19 protein-coding genes are annotated in these 15027 nt (G+C 36.7%); 13 read left to right on the top strand and 6 right to left on the bottom strand.

From position 1 onward, the window contains the following. The first annotated feature begins 33 nt into the window (after positions 1 to 33). Genes AC07VK_RS19220 through AC07VK_RS19235 form a run of 4 tightly spaced genes read left to right on the top strand, consistent with a single transcriptional unit; the run spans position 34 to position 2183 of the window. Complete coding sequence (locus AC07VK_RS19220) at positions 34 to 291, top strand: hypothetical protein (protein ID WP_492962552.1); 258 nt, start codon at positions 34 to 36, stop codon at positions 289 to 291. Further along, entirely contained in the window at positions 276 to 668 is a 393-nt protein-coding gene (locus tag AC07VK_RS19225; protein WP_494939814.1) for a type II toxin-antitoxin system VapC family toxin, read from the top strand. The genes AC07VK_RS19220 and AC07VK_RS19225 overlap by 16 nt, the downstream gene beginning before the upstream one ends. After that, positions 665 to 1045 (top strand): hypothetical protein, encoded by a 381-nt coding sequence (locus AC07VK_RS19230; RefSeq protein ID WP_492962554.1) that lies wholly within the window; start codon positions 665 to 667, stop codon positions 1043 to 1045. Before AC07VK_RS19225 ends, AC07VK_RS19230 begins: the two co-directional genes overlap by 4 nt. 1 nt (position 1046) lies before the next feature. Next, the gene (locus tag AC07VK_RS19235) at positions 1047 to 2183 is read left to right on the top strand and encodes a DUF3810 domain-containing protein (protein WP_492962556.1); all 1137 of its coding nucleotides are present in this window, start codon (positions 1047 to 1049) and stop codon (positions 2181 to 2183) included. 45 nt (positions 2184 to 2228) lie between these two features. Here the strand turns inward: AC07VK_RS19235 and AC07VK_RS19240 are convergent, their stop codons facing one another. After that, positions 2229 to 2810 (bottom strand): MiaE family protein, encoded by a 582-nt coding sequence (locus AC07VK_RS19240; protein ID WP_492954627.1) that lies wholly within the window; start codon positions 2808 to 2810, stop codon positions 2229 to 2231. Between the two features lie 153 nt (positions 2811 to 2963). Between AC07VK_RS19240 and AC07VK_RS19245 the strand changes: the two genes are divergently transcribed. From AC07VK_RS19245 to AC07VK_RS19260, 4 genes are all read left to right on the top strand, one after another. Further along, positions 2964 to 4199, top strand: coding sequence for a glycosyltransferase (locus tag AC07VK_RS19245; RefSeq protein WP_492962558.1), 1236 nt, complete (start codon positions 2964 to 2966; stop codon positions 4197 to 4199). Positions 4200 to 4521: 322 nt separating this feature from the next. After that, positions 4522 to 6378 carry a molecular chaperone DnaK gene (gene dnaK / locus AC07VK_RS19250; protein WP_492962560.1) on the top strand — a complete coding sequence of 619 codons (1857 nt, stop codon included), beginning with the start codon at positions 4522 to 4524 and terminating at the stop codon, positions 6376 to 6378. Positions 6379 to 6781: 403 nt separating this feature from the next. Next, positions 6782 to 7216, top strand: coding sequence for a hypothetical protein (locus tag AC07VK_RS19255; protein ID WP_492962562.1), 435 nt, complete (start codon positions 6782 to 6784; stop codon positions 7214 to 7216). 63 nt (positions 7217 to 7279) lie between these two features. Continuing rightward, on the top strand, positions 7280 to 8332 hold the full coding sequence (locus AC07VK_RS19260; protein WP_494939815.1) for an Atu2307/SP_0267 family LLM class monooxygenase: 1053 nt from the start codon (positions 7280 to 7282) through the stop codon (positions 8330 to 8332). Position 8333: 1 nt separating this feature from the next. Here the strand turns inward: AC07VK_RS19260 and AC07VK_RS19265 are convergent, their stop codons facing one another. Beyond that, the gene (locus AC07VK_RS19265) at positions 8334 to 8777 is read right to left on the bottom strand and encodes a DUF4395 domain-containing protein (RefSeq protein WP_492962566.1); all 444 of its coding nucleotides are present in this window, start codon (positions 8775 to 8777) and stop codon (positions 8334 to 8336) included. Positions 8778 to 9117: 340 nt separating this feature from the next. On the opposite strand from AC07VK_RS19265, the gene AC07VK_RS19270 reads away from it, so the two are divergent. The 5 genes from AC07VK_RS19270 (at position 9118) to AC07VK_RS19290 (ending at position 11598) form a co-directional block, all read left to right on the top strand. Continuing rightward, positions 9118 to 9345, top strand: a complete 228-nt coding sequence (locus AC07VK_RS19270; protein WP_492962568.1) for an endonuclease domain-containing protein — start codon at positions 9118 to 9120, stop codon at positions 9343 to 9345. Next, the gene (locus AC07VK_RS19275) at positions 9329 to 9478 is read left to right on the top strand and encodes a DUF559 domain-containing protein (RefSeq protein WP_492962570.1); all 150 of its coding nucleotides are present in this window, start codon (positions 9329 to 9331) and stop codon (positions 9476 to 9478) included. The genes AC07VK_RS19270 and AC07VK_RS19275 overlap by 17 nt, the downstream gene beginning before the upstream one ends. Before the next feature lie 115 nt (positions 9479 to 9593). Beyond that, positions 9594 to 10046, top strand: coding sequence for a DUF1569 domain-containing protein (locus AC07VK_RS19280; RefSeq protein WP_492962572.1), 453 nt, complete (start codon positions 9594 to 9596; stop codon positions 10044 to 10046). Positions 10047 to 10161: 115 nt separating this feature from the next. After that, positions 10162 to 10587 (top strand): VOC family protein, encoded by a 426-nt coding sequence (locus tag AC07VK_RS19285; RefSeq protein ID WP_492954617.1) that lies wholly within the window; start codon positions 10162 to 10164, stop codon positions 10585 to 10587. 54 nt (positions 10588 to 10641) lie between these two features. Further along, entirely contained in the window at positions 10642 to 11598 is a 957-nt protein-coding gene (locus AC07VK_RS19290) for a zinc dependent phospholipase C family protein (RefSeq protein WP_492962574.1), read from the top strand. Here the strand turns inward: AC07VK_RS19290 and AC07VK_RS19295 are convergent, their stop codons facing one another. The 4 genes from AC07VK_RS19295 to dnaN all read right to left on the bottom strand — a co-directional run bounded on the left by AC07VK_RS19295 (position 11599) and on the right by dnaN (position 14999). Next, entirely contained in the window at positions 11599 to 12285 is a 687-nt protein-coding gene (locus AC07VK_RS19295) for a DedA family protein (protein WP_492954615.1), read from the bottom strand. A gap of 64 nt (positions 12286 to 12349) precedes the next feature. Next, the gene (locus AC07VK_RS19300) at positions 12350 to 13051 is read right to left on the bottom strand and encodes a DUF4397 domain-containing protein (RefSeq protein WP_492962576.1); all 702 of its coding nucleotides are present in this window, start codon (positions 13049 to 13051) and stop codon (positions 12350 to 12352) included. Between the two features lie 59 nt (positions 13052 to 13110). Further along, positions 13111 to 13788: a DUF4397 domain-containing protein gene (locus AC07VK_RS19305; protein ID WP_492962578.1), complete on the bottom strand. Its 678-nt coding sequence runs from the start codon at positions 13786 to 13788 to the stop codon at positions 13111 to 13113. 86 nt (positions 13789 to 13874) lie between these two features. Further along, on the bottom strand, positions 13875 to 14999 hold the full coding sequence (gene dnaN / locus AC07VK_RS19310) for a DNA polymerase III subunit beta (RefSeq protein WP_086545224.1): 1125 nt from the start codon (positions 14997 to 14999) through the stop codon (positions 13875 to 13877). Between the last annotated feature and the right edge of the window lie 28 nt (positions 15000 to 15027).

Consider the following 15027-nt stretch of genomic DNA (forward strand, 5'->3'; position numbering starts at 1 on the left):
TTTGTTATATTTGTTTAGCTTAATGAATTAGCAATGACAGATTTACAATTATTTTCGGAAATTTCCTCACTCCCTTCAAACATGAAGAAGGAGGTTTCGGATTTTGTTGCTCAGTTGAAAGAAAAAGCGAAGAATAGAAATGTAATTTCTGACAACAAAGTTGAAGAGCCTGCTATAAAATATAGCACAAAATTTTCGGATCTTTTATTAAATGGCCCAGTATTTTCTGAAACACAAATTCAAAAAATCGATGAAGCAAGAAAATCCATAAATGAATGGCGGACCAAATAATAATGGTTGATACCTCAATTTTGATTGATTATTTCAGAAAAATGGATAAATCAAAAACAAGATTATTTGATTTATCTCAAAAGTCTGAAAACTTATGCATTTCTAGCATTACAGAATTTGAAATTTATACAGGAGCAAAAGGCGAACAGATTGAATTCTGGAAAACAATGTTATCCAATTTGGTTGTATTTCCATTTGATAGTGCCGCAGCTTTAGCAGCTGTAGATATTCAAAATAACCTTAAAAAATTCCGTAAAAGCATCGATAAGGCTGATTTATTTATTGCAGCTACTGCTGTGGCGCACAATTTATCTTTCGATACACTTAATCATAAACATTTCGAAAGTATTGAGGGTTTGAAACTACTTAAAAGATGATTACTTTCTACCCTCCTATCAAAGATAGAACAACGGAAGAACTCCTGTTAATTGTAGGCGCTCCCGATGAATGGAATGAAATAGCTTTACAGGAAGCTCAATCAGTGCTAATTTTAAGGAAGGTTGACGAATCAAAAATCAAACAGGCCAAACACCTATCCAAACAAAAAGTAAGATTAGAAGAATTAAAAAGAGCAAAAGAATCGTACTCAGTTTTTGATTTTATCTTTGAACCGATAACTTTCATCGAAATTATTTTTTCTTGGGAATTAAAAAAAGATGGATACCTTAGAAAAGCAGAACAGCAGCGATGGTTCAGAAAAATATTACTCTTCCTGTTGCTTGCCATATTATTGTTTTTTATAATCTACAAGTGATTTGATCTCATTTAAAAAGTTAGTCCGTTCTAAAACGTTTATCATTGCAACAGCCGCTTTTTTAGTTTTTCTAATAGGATTAAGTGAAAACTTAACCGAAAAAATTTATTTCAACAACTTCTATCCGTTAATTTCCAAACTGCTAAGGTTATTAAGTTCTTCTTTCCCCTTCGCAATTGGCGATATACTCTACATCCTGTTGGTTGCATATTTATTGTGGTATTTTTTCAAAACCTTCAAAAAGTATCGGGCAAAAGCAATCAGCTTAAAACAGATTGGGATTAAATGCCTCAACCTTGTTTTAGTACTTTATCTTGTTTTCAAATTAAGCTGGGGCCTAAACTACTCGCGGCCAGCAATAGCAACAAAACTGGGTATAGCCAACGAAAAATACAATACTACCCAACTGGTAACTTTAGGAAAATACTTTCTCATCAGGATTACGCACTTAAAGCTTAAGATAGATAGCATGAATAGCAGACCAAAGTTATATTCGGTTGCGGGTTTATCTAAAACAGCATCGCTAAGCTATCAACTACAGGCTAAACAGAATACTGCCTTTAACTACGCTATAACCAGCGTAAAACCGTGTTTATTTGCCGATTACGTTGCAAAAAGTGGCATTGAAGGTTATTACAACCCATTAAGTGGAGAGGCTAACATTAATATGAATCTACCTCCTTTTATTTTACCTTTTACCATTTGCCACGAAATTGCACATCAAACAGGTATTGCAAAAGAAGATGAAGCCAATTTATTAGGCTACATCACGGCCATCAAAATTGATGATATCAATTTCCAATATGCAGGTTATTATTGTATGTTCCGCAGTATTTTGTGGGAAATCAGAATAAAATCGCCTAACGATTACCAAATGATTTTTGAGCGCATTGCTCCTACAGTGTTAGCAGATTTTAAAACTGAAAACCAATTCTGGCTAAAAAATAATTCTGATATGTCGAAATATATGAGCGTAGCTTTTGATCGGTTATTGAAACTAAACAACCAGAAAAAAGGAATTAATAGCTATCAGGATATCGTACTATGGTTATACAGCTACCATAAAAAAGATTTAGAAAAAAGCTTATCCCGTGGTTCATCAGAAAATTGGATCACTAAAGATCTTCAACGCAATTAATCATGTTTTCAGTTGGTTATGAAAAACCGAAAATTGCAAACTGAATTAACCATGTATAGCCTCTCTCGTTCCGAAACTCTGGATCAGTTCTCCTTCAAAATCTAACCATTCTTTCCAGCGTTTATCTACATCAACATCGGTACTGTATTTACGCGCAAAATTTAAAAATGTGGTATAATGTCCGGCTTCCGAAACCATCAGTTCGTGGTAAAACCTGGCCAGCTCCTGATCTTTTATATTTAACGAAAGTACCCTGAAACGTTCGCAGCTTCTGGCTTCAATCATTGCTGCAAACAATAACCTGTCAATAAAAGCCATATTTCGGCTTCCGTCTTTTTTGCTAAACTTCACCAAACGGCCAACATAGTCATCTTTCCGCTCGCGACTTAAAGTATAACCCCGTTTTTTTATAATCTCAATTACCATCTGGAAATGCTGCATTTCTTCGATGGCAATCGCTGTTAATTCATCTACAAGATCCTGATGTTCTGAATTTTGAGTAATTAAGGTAATGGCATTGGTTGCCGCCTTTTGTTCGCACCAGGCATGGTCAGATAAAATTTCTTCTAAATTTGATTCCGCAATATTTGCCCAACGTGGGTCTGTCAATAATTTTAATCCTAACATGTAATGCTTGTAATTGAGCTGCAAAATTAAGAATATTTAAGATACGTTTAATATCTCCCGCGGTTTTAAAAGATCATGCAGATTTTACATTTCACTCCGCGAAAATCATATTTATCTGCGGGAGCCAAAAAAAAGAGCTTATTTTGCAGGTAAATGAATACAAGCGCTAAGAAATTATTAATTATTGGATTTGTTTGGCCCGAACCCACTTCATCAGCAGCGGGTACGAGGATGATCCAATTGGTTGATTTATTTCTGTCCAAAGGTTATCAGATCACTTTTGCATCGGCAGCATCAAAAAGCGATTTCAGTTACGATTTTAGTAAGACCAGCGTTGTTGAGGAACAAATCAAATTAAACGAACAAAGTTTCAACGTATTTCTGAAAGAATTAAATCCAGAAATAGTACTGTTCGACCGCTTTATGGTAGAAGAGCAATATGGCTGGCGGGTTCAACAGGAATGCCCTAATGCAGTTAGGATTTTAGATACCGAAGATTTACATTGCCTGCGAAGTGCCCGCCAACAAAGCGACAAGAAAAAACAAGTTTTAGATTTATTTTCAGATACGGCCAAAAGAGAAATTGCTTCAATTTTACGCTGCGATTTAGCGATCATGATTTCGGAAGTGGAAATGGACATACTGAAAAATCAATTCAAAATTGATCCTTCGCTGATTTATTATTTACCATTTCTCGAAGAAGAAATCGATCAGCAGACCATCGAAAACTGGATTTCATTCGAAGAGCGTGCTGATTTTGTTTTCATTGGCAATTTCCTTCATGAGCCCAACTGGAATACCGTTCAGGTGTTAAAAACGAAGATCTGGCCAGTACTCAGAAAAAGGCTTCCAAATGCATACTTGAATATATTTGGATCTTATGCCTCGCAAAAAGTGCTGCAGTTGGATAACAAAAACGAAAAGTTTTTAATTAAAGGAAGGGCTCTGGATGCCAAAGAAACCATTGCTAAACATCGAATATTACTTGCCCCTATTCAGTTTGGCGCAGGTGTAAAAGGTAAATTTATTGATGCCATGCGGGTGGGAACGCCCTCAGTTACCACATCCGTTGGCGCAGAAGCCATGAAAGGCAATTTAGATTGGAACGGTAGCATCGAAGATAATTTAGACCTATTTATTGATGAAGCGGTAAAACTCTATCAGGATAAAGATGCCTGGAAAATCTCCCAACAAAATGGTTTACAGATCATTAACCAAAGGTATTCGGCAAAATATTTTGCCGATGAGTTCATACAAAAAGTTGAAAAACTAACTTCAGATTTAACTGCACATCGACAAAATAATTTTTTCGGACAGCTATTAAATCACCATACCGCCCAGAGCACCAAATACATGAGTTTGTGGATCGAGGAGAAGAATAAGAGATAGTCCAGAGTCTTTAGTCCGAAGTTGGGAGTCAGAGGCACGAAGTATAGTGGATTAAAGAAGAATAAGTATAGATTCGGGAGTAAATTTTATCCGTGACGAATTTCGCTTAGGTAACAGAACTCTTGTTAAATAAACCTGATGGTACGGAGCCGATCCTTCAATCGGCGGGAGGGACAGCAGGGCTGCTGCAACCGAAGAATTACCGGAGCGCTCATTTCCTAATGCTAAGCGTATTTGAAAGAAATCAAATTTAATCTATATAACATTTCAACTTTACAACATTTCAACAATTTTAGTACAACATTTGCTTACTTTTGTGCCCATGGCAAAAATATCGATTAACCTTGCTACAGGTTCGTTTCAAAAGGAAGAAATTATAGTAGGAATAGATTTAGGTACAACCAATAGTTTGGTGGCATTTATCAATCCAGATAAGAATCCGCAGGTAATTAACGATGCAGGTAAAGGTATATTGGTGCCATCAGTAGTATACTTTAATGGCCAGAATGAAGCCGTTGTAGGTAACGAGGCTAAAGAATACTTAACCACTGACCCTTCAAACACCATTTTTTCAGTTAAAAGATTACTTGGCCGCTCTTATAAAGACGTAGCTGAACACAAAGACATTTTTTCTTACAAAATTATAGATGATGATAGCGATGCTTTGGTGAAAATCTATGCTGGCGACCGTTTCTATACCCCGATTGAATTATCAGGCGAAATTTTGAAGGAGCTTAAGGCAAGAGCAGAACATGCGCTAAAAACACCAGTTAACAGAGCTGTAATCACTGTTCCGGCATATTTTAACGATAGTCAGCGCCAGGCCACAAGAGATGCCGGGAAACTAGCTGGTTTAGATGTGATGCGTATTGTAAATGAACCTACCGCAGCAAGTTTGGCTTACGGAATTGGTTTAGATCCTGCTCAACAAAAAACAATTGCCGTTTACGACTTGGGAGGAGGAACATTTGATGTTTCTATTCTACAGATCCAGAATGGAATTTTCGAGGTTTTGGCCACAAACGGCGATACTTATTTAGGTGGCGATGATTTCGATCGTGCCATTTTAAATTACTGGCTGGAGAAAAACAACCTTGATGTAGCAGTTGTTGCTCAGGATAATATTTTGATGCAAACCTTACGCCTGCAGGCTGAGGCTGCAAAAAAAGCATTATCAACCCAAAATTTATACAACGAACAGCTTGGCGAAATCTGGTGCACGCTTGATAAACAAACTTTTGAGCAGTTAATCTCAGAAAAGGTTGAAGAAACCATTACCGCTTGTAAAAATGCATTAAAAGATGCAGATCTCTCTGCCGGTGATATAGATGAGGTAATTTTAGTAGGGGGCTCAACCCGTACACCATATGTAAAACAGGCCGTAGAAAATTTCTTCGGTAAAAAACCACAAGATAATATTAATCCTGATGAAGTAGTAGCACTTGGTGCCGCCATTCAGGCCGATGTTTTGGCCGGCAACCGTTCTGATATCCTATTGTTAGATGTTACCCCACTTTCTTTGGGCATCGAAACCATGGGTGGCCTGATGGATGTAATTATTGCCCGCAACAGTAAAGTCCCTACTAAAGCCGGTCGCCAATATACCACTTCAATAGATGGACAGGTAAACATGAAAATCTCTGTTTATCAGGGTGAGCGCGATTTAGTGAAAGAAAACAGAAAACTGGCTGAGTTCGACTTAAAGGGAATTCCTGCAATGCCTGCGGGTTTGCCGAAAGTAGACATCAATTTTTTACTGAATGCAGATGGAATTTTAACTGTTCAGGCCATAGAATTACGTTCGGGCGTTAAACAGGAGATAGAAATTACGCCAAGTTATGGCTTAAGCGACGATACAGTAGAGAAAATGCTCCTCGAAAGTATAGAACATGCCAAAAGTGATGTAGAACAACGTATGCTTATTGAAGCGAGAAGCGAGGGTGAACAATTGCTCTATACAGCCGAGCGTTTTATCGAAAAACATGCTGAGCATTTAACCGAAGAAGAAATTGCAGAAACCAAAGTACATATCGAAGCGCTCAGAACGGCTTTAGCGACTCAAGAAAAAGATACCATTCTGAAGAAAGCAGACGAGCTGAATGAATTTACCCGCCCATTTGCCGAACGCGTGATGGATGCAGCGATTTCTACGGCAATGAAAGGTAAGAAGATCGAGTAGGGCTCAGTTTTCATTCGGTAATTGGCAGTTTTCAATTGACAGATTCGGAGCGAAATCTTTGAGAGCAGCGAGTAGTCGTCATTTCGAGCGAAGTGCAACGCAGTCGAGAAATCTCCCTAGATAGATCTCTCCACTCCACTGCGTTCCAGTCGAGATGAGGACGCTTTTTAGAGAAGCCTACCTAGACAATGTTTTTTATAGGAAAATTTAACAAAGGCAAAACAAAAAAATACATTTTAATCTGCCAATAAAACTAATCCAAATAATTATCTTCGGTTAAGGATACGTGCCCTGATGTTTAATCTATGAATAATTTAAACTCGAAAGGATGAGCAAAGTAATTGATGGTGTTTATAACTGACTTATTTCTATGAAGCTGTAAAAACCAACGCCTGTTTCAAACATGATTACATCGGTAAAAGTTAAAGATAATAGCAATTTGGGTCCATTACTCTATGTGTTTGGTTTCTTCCCATTATTTTTAATTAACCTCACTTTTATCTGTGACCTGAGTTATCTTCAATCAACATTAATTACAATGACAATATTGGTGGTATTTCTTATATTCTTTTTCAAAAATCTAATAGCCAAACAAGAGGAATATGCCATTATAGCAGATGAAAATGAGATCACACTCTTAAAATTGGGAACTTTTAAGTGGAATGAAATCAAAATGATTAAAGCTATTCCTGATCTACCATTTAGCCGTAACAGGTACAAATTCATGAATATTACTTTACAGAATGGTAAAAAGTTCAAGATCGACACTACCAACTTCGATTATCCTAATCACGAACTCGAAAGCATTTTTAAAACTTTAGGTAAACTGACTGATTAATTATAATTCTTTACCTCTTTTCTTAACATACATCAAAAATGGCTAGCCCTGTATCCATTAACTTTGTTGAAATTATTTATCATTATGGAATTAGGTATCGGTATGTTTGGCGATTTGCAGATTAATGCAAAAGGAGAAATCCAACCCGCTCAGCAAAGACTTCAGGAAATTATAGCAGAAATAAAACTAATGGACGAGGTTGGTTTAGATTTCTATGGGATCGGCGAACATCATCGCCCTGATTACGCCGTATCAAGTCCTGAAATTATACTGGCCGCTGCAGCTACAGTAACCAAAAACATTAAACTAAGCAGCGCAGTTTCCGTTTTAAGTTCATCCGATCCGGTTAAATTGTATCAAAATTTTGCCACAATAGATTTAATTTCAAATGGCAGGGCCGAATTAATGGCTGGCCGTGGAAGTTTCATCGAATCTTTTCCGCTGTTTGGTTATAACCTAAAAGATTACGACGAACTTTACGAAGAGAAGTTAGAATTACTCCTCAAAATAAACAAGGAGCCCAAAATCAGCTGGAAGGGCAAATTCAGGCCAGAACTGAACAATCAAGAAGTGTTGCCTAGAGCTGTAAACGACAATTTAAAAATATGGGTAGCTGTTGGTGGAACACCAGAATCAGTAGAACGTGCCGGTAGATTAGGTTTACCTGTAATGTTTGCCATCATCGGTGGTCAGCCGATACAGTTTAAGCCGCTTTTCGATTATTATAAAAGCGTTTATGAAGCGTATGGGCATGACAAGAGTAAATTTGAAGTAGGTGTGCATATGCACGCTTTATTTGGCGAAAACAGTAACGAAGTTGCAGATTACTATTACCCACTTTATTCCGCTCAGATGAACAGGATCGGTAAATCACGTGGTTGGGCACCTTATCAACGCAATCAGTTCGACGCTGGCCGAAACAGTAGCGGAGCTTTAATTATTGGCGATGTAAACGAATCGGTAGAGAAGATTTTAGCTATGGAAGAAACCTTTGGCTTAACACGTTTCTCAGCACATATGGATGTAGGAGGCCCATCTCACACAGCCTTAATGAAGTCAATAGAATTATTTGGAAGCAAAATCGCGCCAAAAGTACGCGAGGCTTTAAAGAAGTAAATTAGGCCTCATTCTTTTTAGTGAAAATCTGCAAAAAAGAATAGATATAACAGCCTACACAGATGGCAAATAAGCTCTCTAACAAGGCGAAAACGATCATGATGGAGGTAAAAATCAGCGCTGCATTATAAAAATCAAATAGAAATACCGCGGTAATCAATAGGCAGAACCCAAAGCCCAAGGTTGCCGCGAATTTTTTTGGCGCCAGATCCTTCATTTTCGGCGAAAGCGAAAGTGCATTAGAAATTTTAATGGCAATAAATTTCAACAAACTAAATTTACCAATTGTAAATGCCCTTAAAGCAAAATCTAAAAGCAGAAAAACAATTGCCCAATAATTTGAAAACACAACACAAGTAATTGCGATCACAGCAACTATAAAGGCAATAATCCTAACTACATTTTCATTTATTCTTTCTGCTGATACCGGGCAAGATAATTCCATAGGGCTGATTTTGCCGTAAAATTAGCGAATTAATTTAATGTGTATACAATCCAACAAAAAACCACCCCCAACCATTCCATGAAAATAAGGAGGGGAACTGATTCATCTAGTAAGATTATAAGCAGCAAAAGGTTCATACTAACATCTAACCAGCACATCCTTGTAATAAAGATTAGAGTTATTTCATCTTTTGAAATGTATAGCCAAAGGGTTCAAACTACAAACGCCAACAACAGGAACTAATCTTGCCTCAGCACTCCCTACTCCCCTCCTATTCTAGGAGGGGCGAGGGGTGGTAAACTGAGCAAAAAAAATAATTTTAAAATAGTTATATTGAATCATGGTGATCCATAATATCAAATACCTGAAAAATTACAGAAAGGAATTAAGGAACAATCTTACTCCTGCTGAGGCAACCATGTGGAAATATCTTCAAAATTCTAAACTTGATGGCAAAAAATTCAGACGCCAACACAGTGTAGGAAATTATATTTTGGATTTTTACTGCCCTTCAGAAAAATTGGCTATTGAAGTTGATGGTGATAGTCATAATGATTATTCATCATAAATATACGAACAAAGAACGAACTGATTTTTTAAACAGCAAAGGAATTAAAGTAATTAGATTTGATAATGTTGAAGTCTTTGAATCTGAAGAACTGATATGTGAAGCTATTAGAGAGCATTTTAAAAACAAATAACCACCCCCGGCCCCTCCTTGAAAATAAGGAGGGGAGTTAACTAACTGGTAAAAACTTAAAAAATACATTCTTATATTTAGTAAAGTAAAATTACGCACTACCAGATAAACAAACCATGAAGAACATTTTCCAACCCGCAGTAACTAGCGAAATTATTGAAAGAATTAATCAACTTACTCCAACTACCACTCAACTTTGGGGTAAAATGAATGTTGCACAGATGCTGGCACATTGCAATGTAACTTATGAAATGGTTTACGATGACATTCATCCAAAGCCAGGCCCAATAATGAAATTTATCCTGAAAAAATTAGTTAAAAGCAAAGTGGTGAGCGAGAAACCTTATCCTAAAAATAATCAGACGGCACCACAGTTTATTATTAAGGGTGAAAAAGATTTTGAAAAAGAGAAAAGGCGTTTAATTGATTACATTAATCAAACCCAACAACTTGGCGAAGTCCATTTCGACGGTAAAGAATCACATTCGTTTGGCCCATTAGCAAAAACGGAGTGGAACAATATGTTTTATAAACACCTTGACCACCATTTAGCACAATTTGGGGCTTAGCCAGGAGCATAAGAGCAGATTATTGTCCAGATCGCCCCCTTAAATCGTCACTTTTAAACCTTACGCAAACTAAAAATCTTGCCTAACTTGTGGTAACACAAAAAATTTATATAAAATGGCAAAACCACTTGTAACATGCCTTTGGTTTGACGGACAAGCCGAAGAAGCAGCAAAATATTATTGTACAGTTTTTAAAAATTCCAAAATTACACAAGTAACCCCTATGGTTGTTACTTTCGAATTAAACGGAAATAAATTTATGGGCCTTAATGGCGGTCCACAGTTTAAATTCGATGAAGCTATTTCTCTTATGGTAAACTGCGACAGCCAGGAAGAAATAGACTATTATTGGGATACTTTCCTAAATGATGGTGGCGCAGAGAGCGTTTGCGGGTGGCTAAAGGATAAATTCGGACTTTCATGGCAAATTGTTCCATCAAACATTGGTGAGCTCATGGCAACGCCCGAAAGAGCAAAAAGAGTAATGGATGTTGTTATGAAAATGAAAAAGCTTGATATGAAAAAAATGGAAGAGGCATAATTTTTAACTTCTGCACCCTTTGAGTTACAAAGAAAATTGCTTATCTTAGGTTATATGAAAAGATTAACGATTTTAACCGCGTTAATCATCCCTATATTTCTTTGTACCTCTTGGGGGTTCTTTGCACATCAAAGGATAAATAGCCTTGCTGTTTTCACTTTGCCTTCTGATATGATCGGTTTCTATAAAAAGAATATCAAATACATTACCGAACATGCCGTTGACCCAGACAAACGCAGGTATGCGGATACGCTTGAAGCACCACGGCATTACCTCGATGTGGAGAACTATGAGAAAAATATCGATAGTATTCCCGAAAAATGGGATGATGCCCTGGTTAAATACGGCCTAAAAAAACTTAACACTGATGGCATTATCCCCTGGCAAATACAGCGTAGTTATTATGGTCTAGTTAAAGCCTTTAAAATGCGTGATTCGGTAAAAATCCTAAAATATTCTGCAGACCTGGGCCATTACATTGGTGATGCACATGTTCCTTTACACACTACTGCCAATCATAATGGTCAGCTCACCAACCAGGTAGGTATACATGCCTTTTGGGAAAGCCGTTTACCCGAATTGTTTTCAACTCATTATAATTTTGTTGTTGGCAAAGCAGCGTATATAGAAAACCCACTACAAGAAATCTGGAAAATACTAAAGCATACGCACAGTTTGGTTGATACCGTACTAACTTTTGAAGCTGAACTGAGCGCATCATTTCCTTCTGACAAAAAGTATAGCTTTTCTGAAAGAAATAATACTGTGCTGAAACAATACGCTATAGCTTACTCAAAAGCCTATCATACTAAAATGAATAACATGGTAGAAAAGCAAATGCGTGCTGCCATATTAAAAACAGGATCGTTCTGGTACTCTGCCTGGGTTGACGCGGGTCAGCCAGTGCTTAAAAACCTCATTAAAACAGCGTTATTACCTGATGAGAAAATAGAAAGTGAAGCTGTAGAAAGAAAATATCAAAATGGTTCCCTAATTGGTAGGGAACTATAATTATGCCTTTATATCCTCTCCTTCAATTATTGCCTCAATCTTTTTAGGTTGAAAACGACTTCTGATGGCTGCCCAGATGGCGGGAACAAAGGTTACCACAGCAATAAAAATAATAACCAGTTCGAAGTTGTTTTTAATTACCGGAATTTGCCCTAATAGATAACCACCTAACAATAATGCAAATATCCAGGCTACTCCACCAATAATGTTATAATAGGTAAAACGACCGAATGGCATTTTGGCAATGCCAGCTACAAATGGTGCAATGGTTCTGAAAATTGGAAGAAATCGGCTCAACATAATGGCCTTACCACCATGTTTCTCAAAAAATTCGTGAGATTGATGATAATATTTAAGCTTCAAAATCTTATTTTTTTCTTTAAATACACCTGCACCTAAAACACTGCCAAGTTTATAGTTAACTGTATTTCCTAAAATTGCTGCCACAATTAGAATAATAAGCATGATCCAGATATTTAAGCCGGTTTCATGTTCGCCAGCAATTAAAGCGCCCATTGCAAATAGCAACGAATCGCCAGGAAGGAACGGTGTTACAACAAAACCGGTTTCGGCAAAAATGATCAGGAATAAAATGAGGTAAGTCCAGGTACGGTATTCGTTAACAATTTCAGCTAAATGTACGTCTATATGAAGAATAAAATCTATAAGCTGCTGTAGTAGTTCCATTTATCTAATTTTGGGCAAAAGTATGAATATCAAAGGGATTAAATGCTAGTATATTGCAATAAAATTAGTTGGCAGAAATAATTCGATTTTTAAGTTCTCCCTTTTTATCGCCATCCAATAATATCAGGTAAACTCTACCATTATTAATATTAAGAGAATCTAAGCGTGGTACCACAGGCGGTGGGTTTGTTGCAGTAGGACTAGTTAATTTAAAGGCAAATTTCATGTTTCTATTAACTTTAACCTTGAAAGTTTTAATCGCTCCATACGCAATTGTAGATTCTACAGGTTTGGCCGTATTTGTGCTATCGGTAATTACAACACTAGAGCCTAGCGTATAACCAAGGTTTAAAAAAGTTAGTTTAGCTGAATCAAGGTCTGGTTTTACATCATCGGCATAAACCTTCAATTTTGCAGGGTCTCCTGTTTTTTCTTTATAATAAAAAACAGAATAATTCTGTCCGATTTTAAATGTTTGTTCTCCTAATGAGGCTACATCAACACCCGTGTTTATATCTCTTGTAGTTATATTATAAGCAGCATCGCCTGCAACAACCACATAACTTGTATTTGTACCATGAGCAACAGGTGTTCCTATTTGTATCCCATTTAAATAGAAAGTTTGGGTAGTATCAGTCGAAGCAGCCTGAAAGAATCTAACTTTAGCATCACCTTCAATTAAATTGTCGTTTTTGATGCATGAGCTGATTAAAACGGTAAGTATAAGAAGAAGAAATATTTTAGGAAACAATACTTTGTTTTTCATAATTAATCGCTGATGCTAATAAAACGTAAAGATAGCAGAAAGCATATTAAACTTTGAAATTAATTATCGGTAATGATATGTGCTTCTAAGGTTGCTGCCGTTGTACCACTAAACCAAATGGTATATATCTTCCCCCCTTCTAAAGCTGTACTTTGAATGGTTTTAACATTACCAGAACCCACTACCGTGTATCTTAAATTGAATCCAGTATCTACCGTAAAATAGCTTGACGCTTCTTTGAACGCCAATCCATTAACAAACTGGGTACCACCCTGTACCATAACGTTTATGCCGGTGGCAAAATTAGGTGTAAGATTAATCAGTTTAATTTTAGCTTTATCTGACTCGGTATTACTTAAGTTATCTTCATAACTTACTATTTCCATCTCTCCTTTTTTATTGGTAACTAAAAAAGTAGTGTAGGTAATAGATGGTGTAAAGTTTAAAGAGGTATCTGTAGTGGTGTTATTTGTGCCGGCATAAGAAACGTTTCTATTGCCTGAAGGTATTTTTACATAATCGCTGGTTTCGCCAAAGGCTAAAGCAGCAGTAGTTAGTTTTTCATTATCTAAATAAACATCCTGATACACATTGGCCTGCGCTGCATTGACCATTTTTACCTTGGCCTGGCCTTTTACTACTTCATCCGGGTTGTCCTTTTTACAGGATGATAGGCCCATACTAAATAAGACAATGAGCAAAATCAGTGATTTCGAGAGATTGTTATAGATTGTCATTGGTTGTGTTAGTTGATTGTAAACAAAAATGGCTCGGTCAAAAACCAAGCCACTTTCTTAACAAAACTAATAAATTAGTTTTTTTCTTAATAACTATTATTTAACATCACAGGCATCACCAACATTAAAACGTCTTCATTTTCATCATTGGTCTGCGGAATTAAAAGCCCTGCCCTGTTTGGTGTTGAAAGTTCTAAAGTAACTTCATCACCGCTTAAATTACTCAACATCTCGATCAAAAAGCGTGCATTAAAGCCTATTTCAAGGTCTTCGCCATCATACTGGCAACTTAAACGCTCGTGTGCTTCGTTAGCAAAATCTAAATCTTCTGAAGAAATATTCAATTCACTTCCACTAATTTTCAGCCTTACCTGATGTGTCGTTTTATTAGCAAAAATTACAACCCTGCGAAGTGTATTTAAAAACAAACTTCTGTCGATAATTAGTTTGTTAGGGTTATTGGTTGGAATTACTGCCTCATAATCTGGATAGCGCTCGTCTATTAAACGACACACTAAATTGATATTTTCGAACTTAAAGAAAGCGCTTGTTGCATTATAATCTACTGATACATTAATATCAGTTGAAGGTAAAGCAGCCTTCAAAAGTGTTAAAGCCTTTTTAGGGAGAATAAATGATGTTGCTTTATCTGCCTTGCTATCCATGCGACGGTACCTCACCAGCTTATGTGCATCGGTAGCTACAAAGGTAATGTGCTGAGGGGATAACTGACAGAATACACCTGTCATAGCCGGGCGCAACTCATCATTACTTACAGCAAAAATAGTTTTTGTAATGGCTTCAGTTAAAACTGACGCAGGTAAGTTTACAGAAGACGCGTTTTCTACTACTGGAATCTTCGGAAAATCATCACCATTTTCACCACTTAATTTATATTTACCATCTCCGGCACTGATCTCGATCGCAAAAGTACTATCATCGATATTAAATGCGATGGGCTGATCTGGCAATGTTTTAAGCGTATCTAATAAAATTTTAGATGGAACAGCTACTTTACCTTCTTCTTTTGATTCTACAGCCAAAGCAGTTGTCATGCTGGTTTGCAGATCGGTAGCAGAGATAGTTAAGTTTCCATCTTTAATTTCGAAGAGAAAATTTTCTAATATAGGCAAAACCGTACTGCTGCTTGATGCACCATTTACGGTTTGTAAGTGTTTTAATAGAGTTGATGTGGATACAATAAATCTCATGATATTATTTAGTCTTCTTCAAAAATAT

This window comes from Pedobacter sp. GW821-FHT01D05 (genome assembly GCF_059422505.1).

Excerpts from the sequence above, each read along its gene's own strand:
- AC07VK_RS19220 (WP_492962552.1), top strand. The coding sequence starts at position 34 with ATGACAGATTTACAATTATTTTCGGAAATTTCCTCACTCCCTTCAAAC.
- AC07VK_RS19285 (WP_492954617.1), top strand. The coding sequence starts at position 10,162 with ATGGCAAAACCACTTGTAACATGCCTTTGGTTTGACGGACAAGCCGAA.
- AC07VK_RS19225 (WP_494939814.1), top strand. The coding sequence starts at position 276 with ATGGCGGACCAAATAATAATGGTTGATACCTCAATTTTGATTGATTAT.
- AC07VK_RS19240 (WP_492954627.1), bottom strand. The coding sequence starts at position 2,810 with ATGTTAGGATTAAAATTATTGACAGACCCACGTTGGGCAAATATTGCG.
- AC07VK_RS19255 (WP_492962562.1), top strand. The coding sequence starts at position 6,782 with ATGATTACATCGGTAAAAGTTAAAGATAATAGCAATTTGGGTCCATTA.
- AC07VK_RS19290 (WP_492962574.1), top strand. The coding sequence starts at position 10,642 with ATGAAAAGATTAACGATTTTAACCGCGTTAATCATCCCTATATTTCTT.
- AC07VK_RS19300 (WP_492962576.1), bottom strand. The coding sequence starts at position 13,051 with ATGAAAAACAAAGTATTGTTTCCTAAAATATTTCTTCTTCTTATACTT.
- AC07VK_RS19275 (WP_492962570.1), top strand. The coding sequence starts at position 9,329 with ATGATTATTCATCATAAATATACGAACAAAGAACGAACTGATTTTTTA.
- AC07VK_RS19280 (WP_492962572.1), top strand. The coding sequence starts at position 9,594 with ATGAAGAACATTTTCCAACCCGCAGTAACTAGCGAAATTATTGAAAGA.
- AC07VK_RS19230 (WP_492962554.1), top strand. The coding sequence starts at position 665 with ATGATTACTTTCTACCCTCCTATCAAAGATAGAACAACGGAAGAACTC.
- AC07VK_RS19270 (WP_492962568.1), top strand. The coding sequence starts at position 9,118 with ATGGTGATCCATAATATCAAATACCTGAAAAATTACAGAAAGGAATTA.
- AC07VK_RS19265 (WP_492962566.1), bottom strand. The coding sequence starts at position 8,777 with ATGGAATTATCTTGCCCGGTATCAGCAGAAAGAATAAATGAAAATGTA.
- AC07VK_RS19245 (WP_492962558.1), top strand. The coding sequence starts at position 2,964 with ATGAATACAAGCGCTAAGAAATTATTAATTATTGGATTTGTTTGGCCC.
- dnaK (WP_492962560.1), top strand. The coding sequence starts at position 4,522 with ATGGCAAAAATATCGATTAACCTTGCTACAGGTTCGTTTCAAAAGGAA.
- AC07VK_RS19305 (WP_492962578.1), bottom strand. The coding sequence starts at position 13,788 with ATGACAATCTATAACAATCTCTCGAAATCACTGATTTTGCTCATTGTC.
- AC07VK_RS19295 (WP_492954615.1), bottom strand. The coding sequence starts at position 12,285 with ATGGAACTACTACAGCAGCTTATAGATTTTATTCTTCATATAGACGTA.
- dnaN (WP_086545224.1), bottom strand. The coding sequence starts at position 14,999 with ATGAGATTTATTGTATCCACATCAACTCTATTAAAACACTTACAAACC.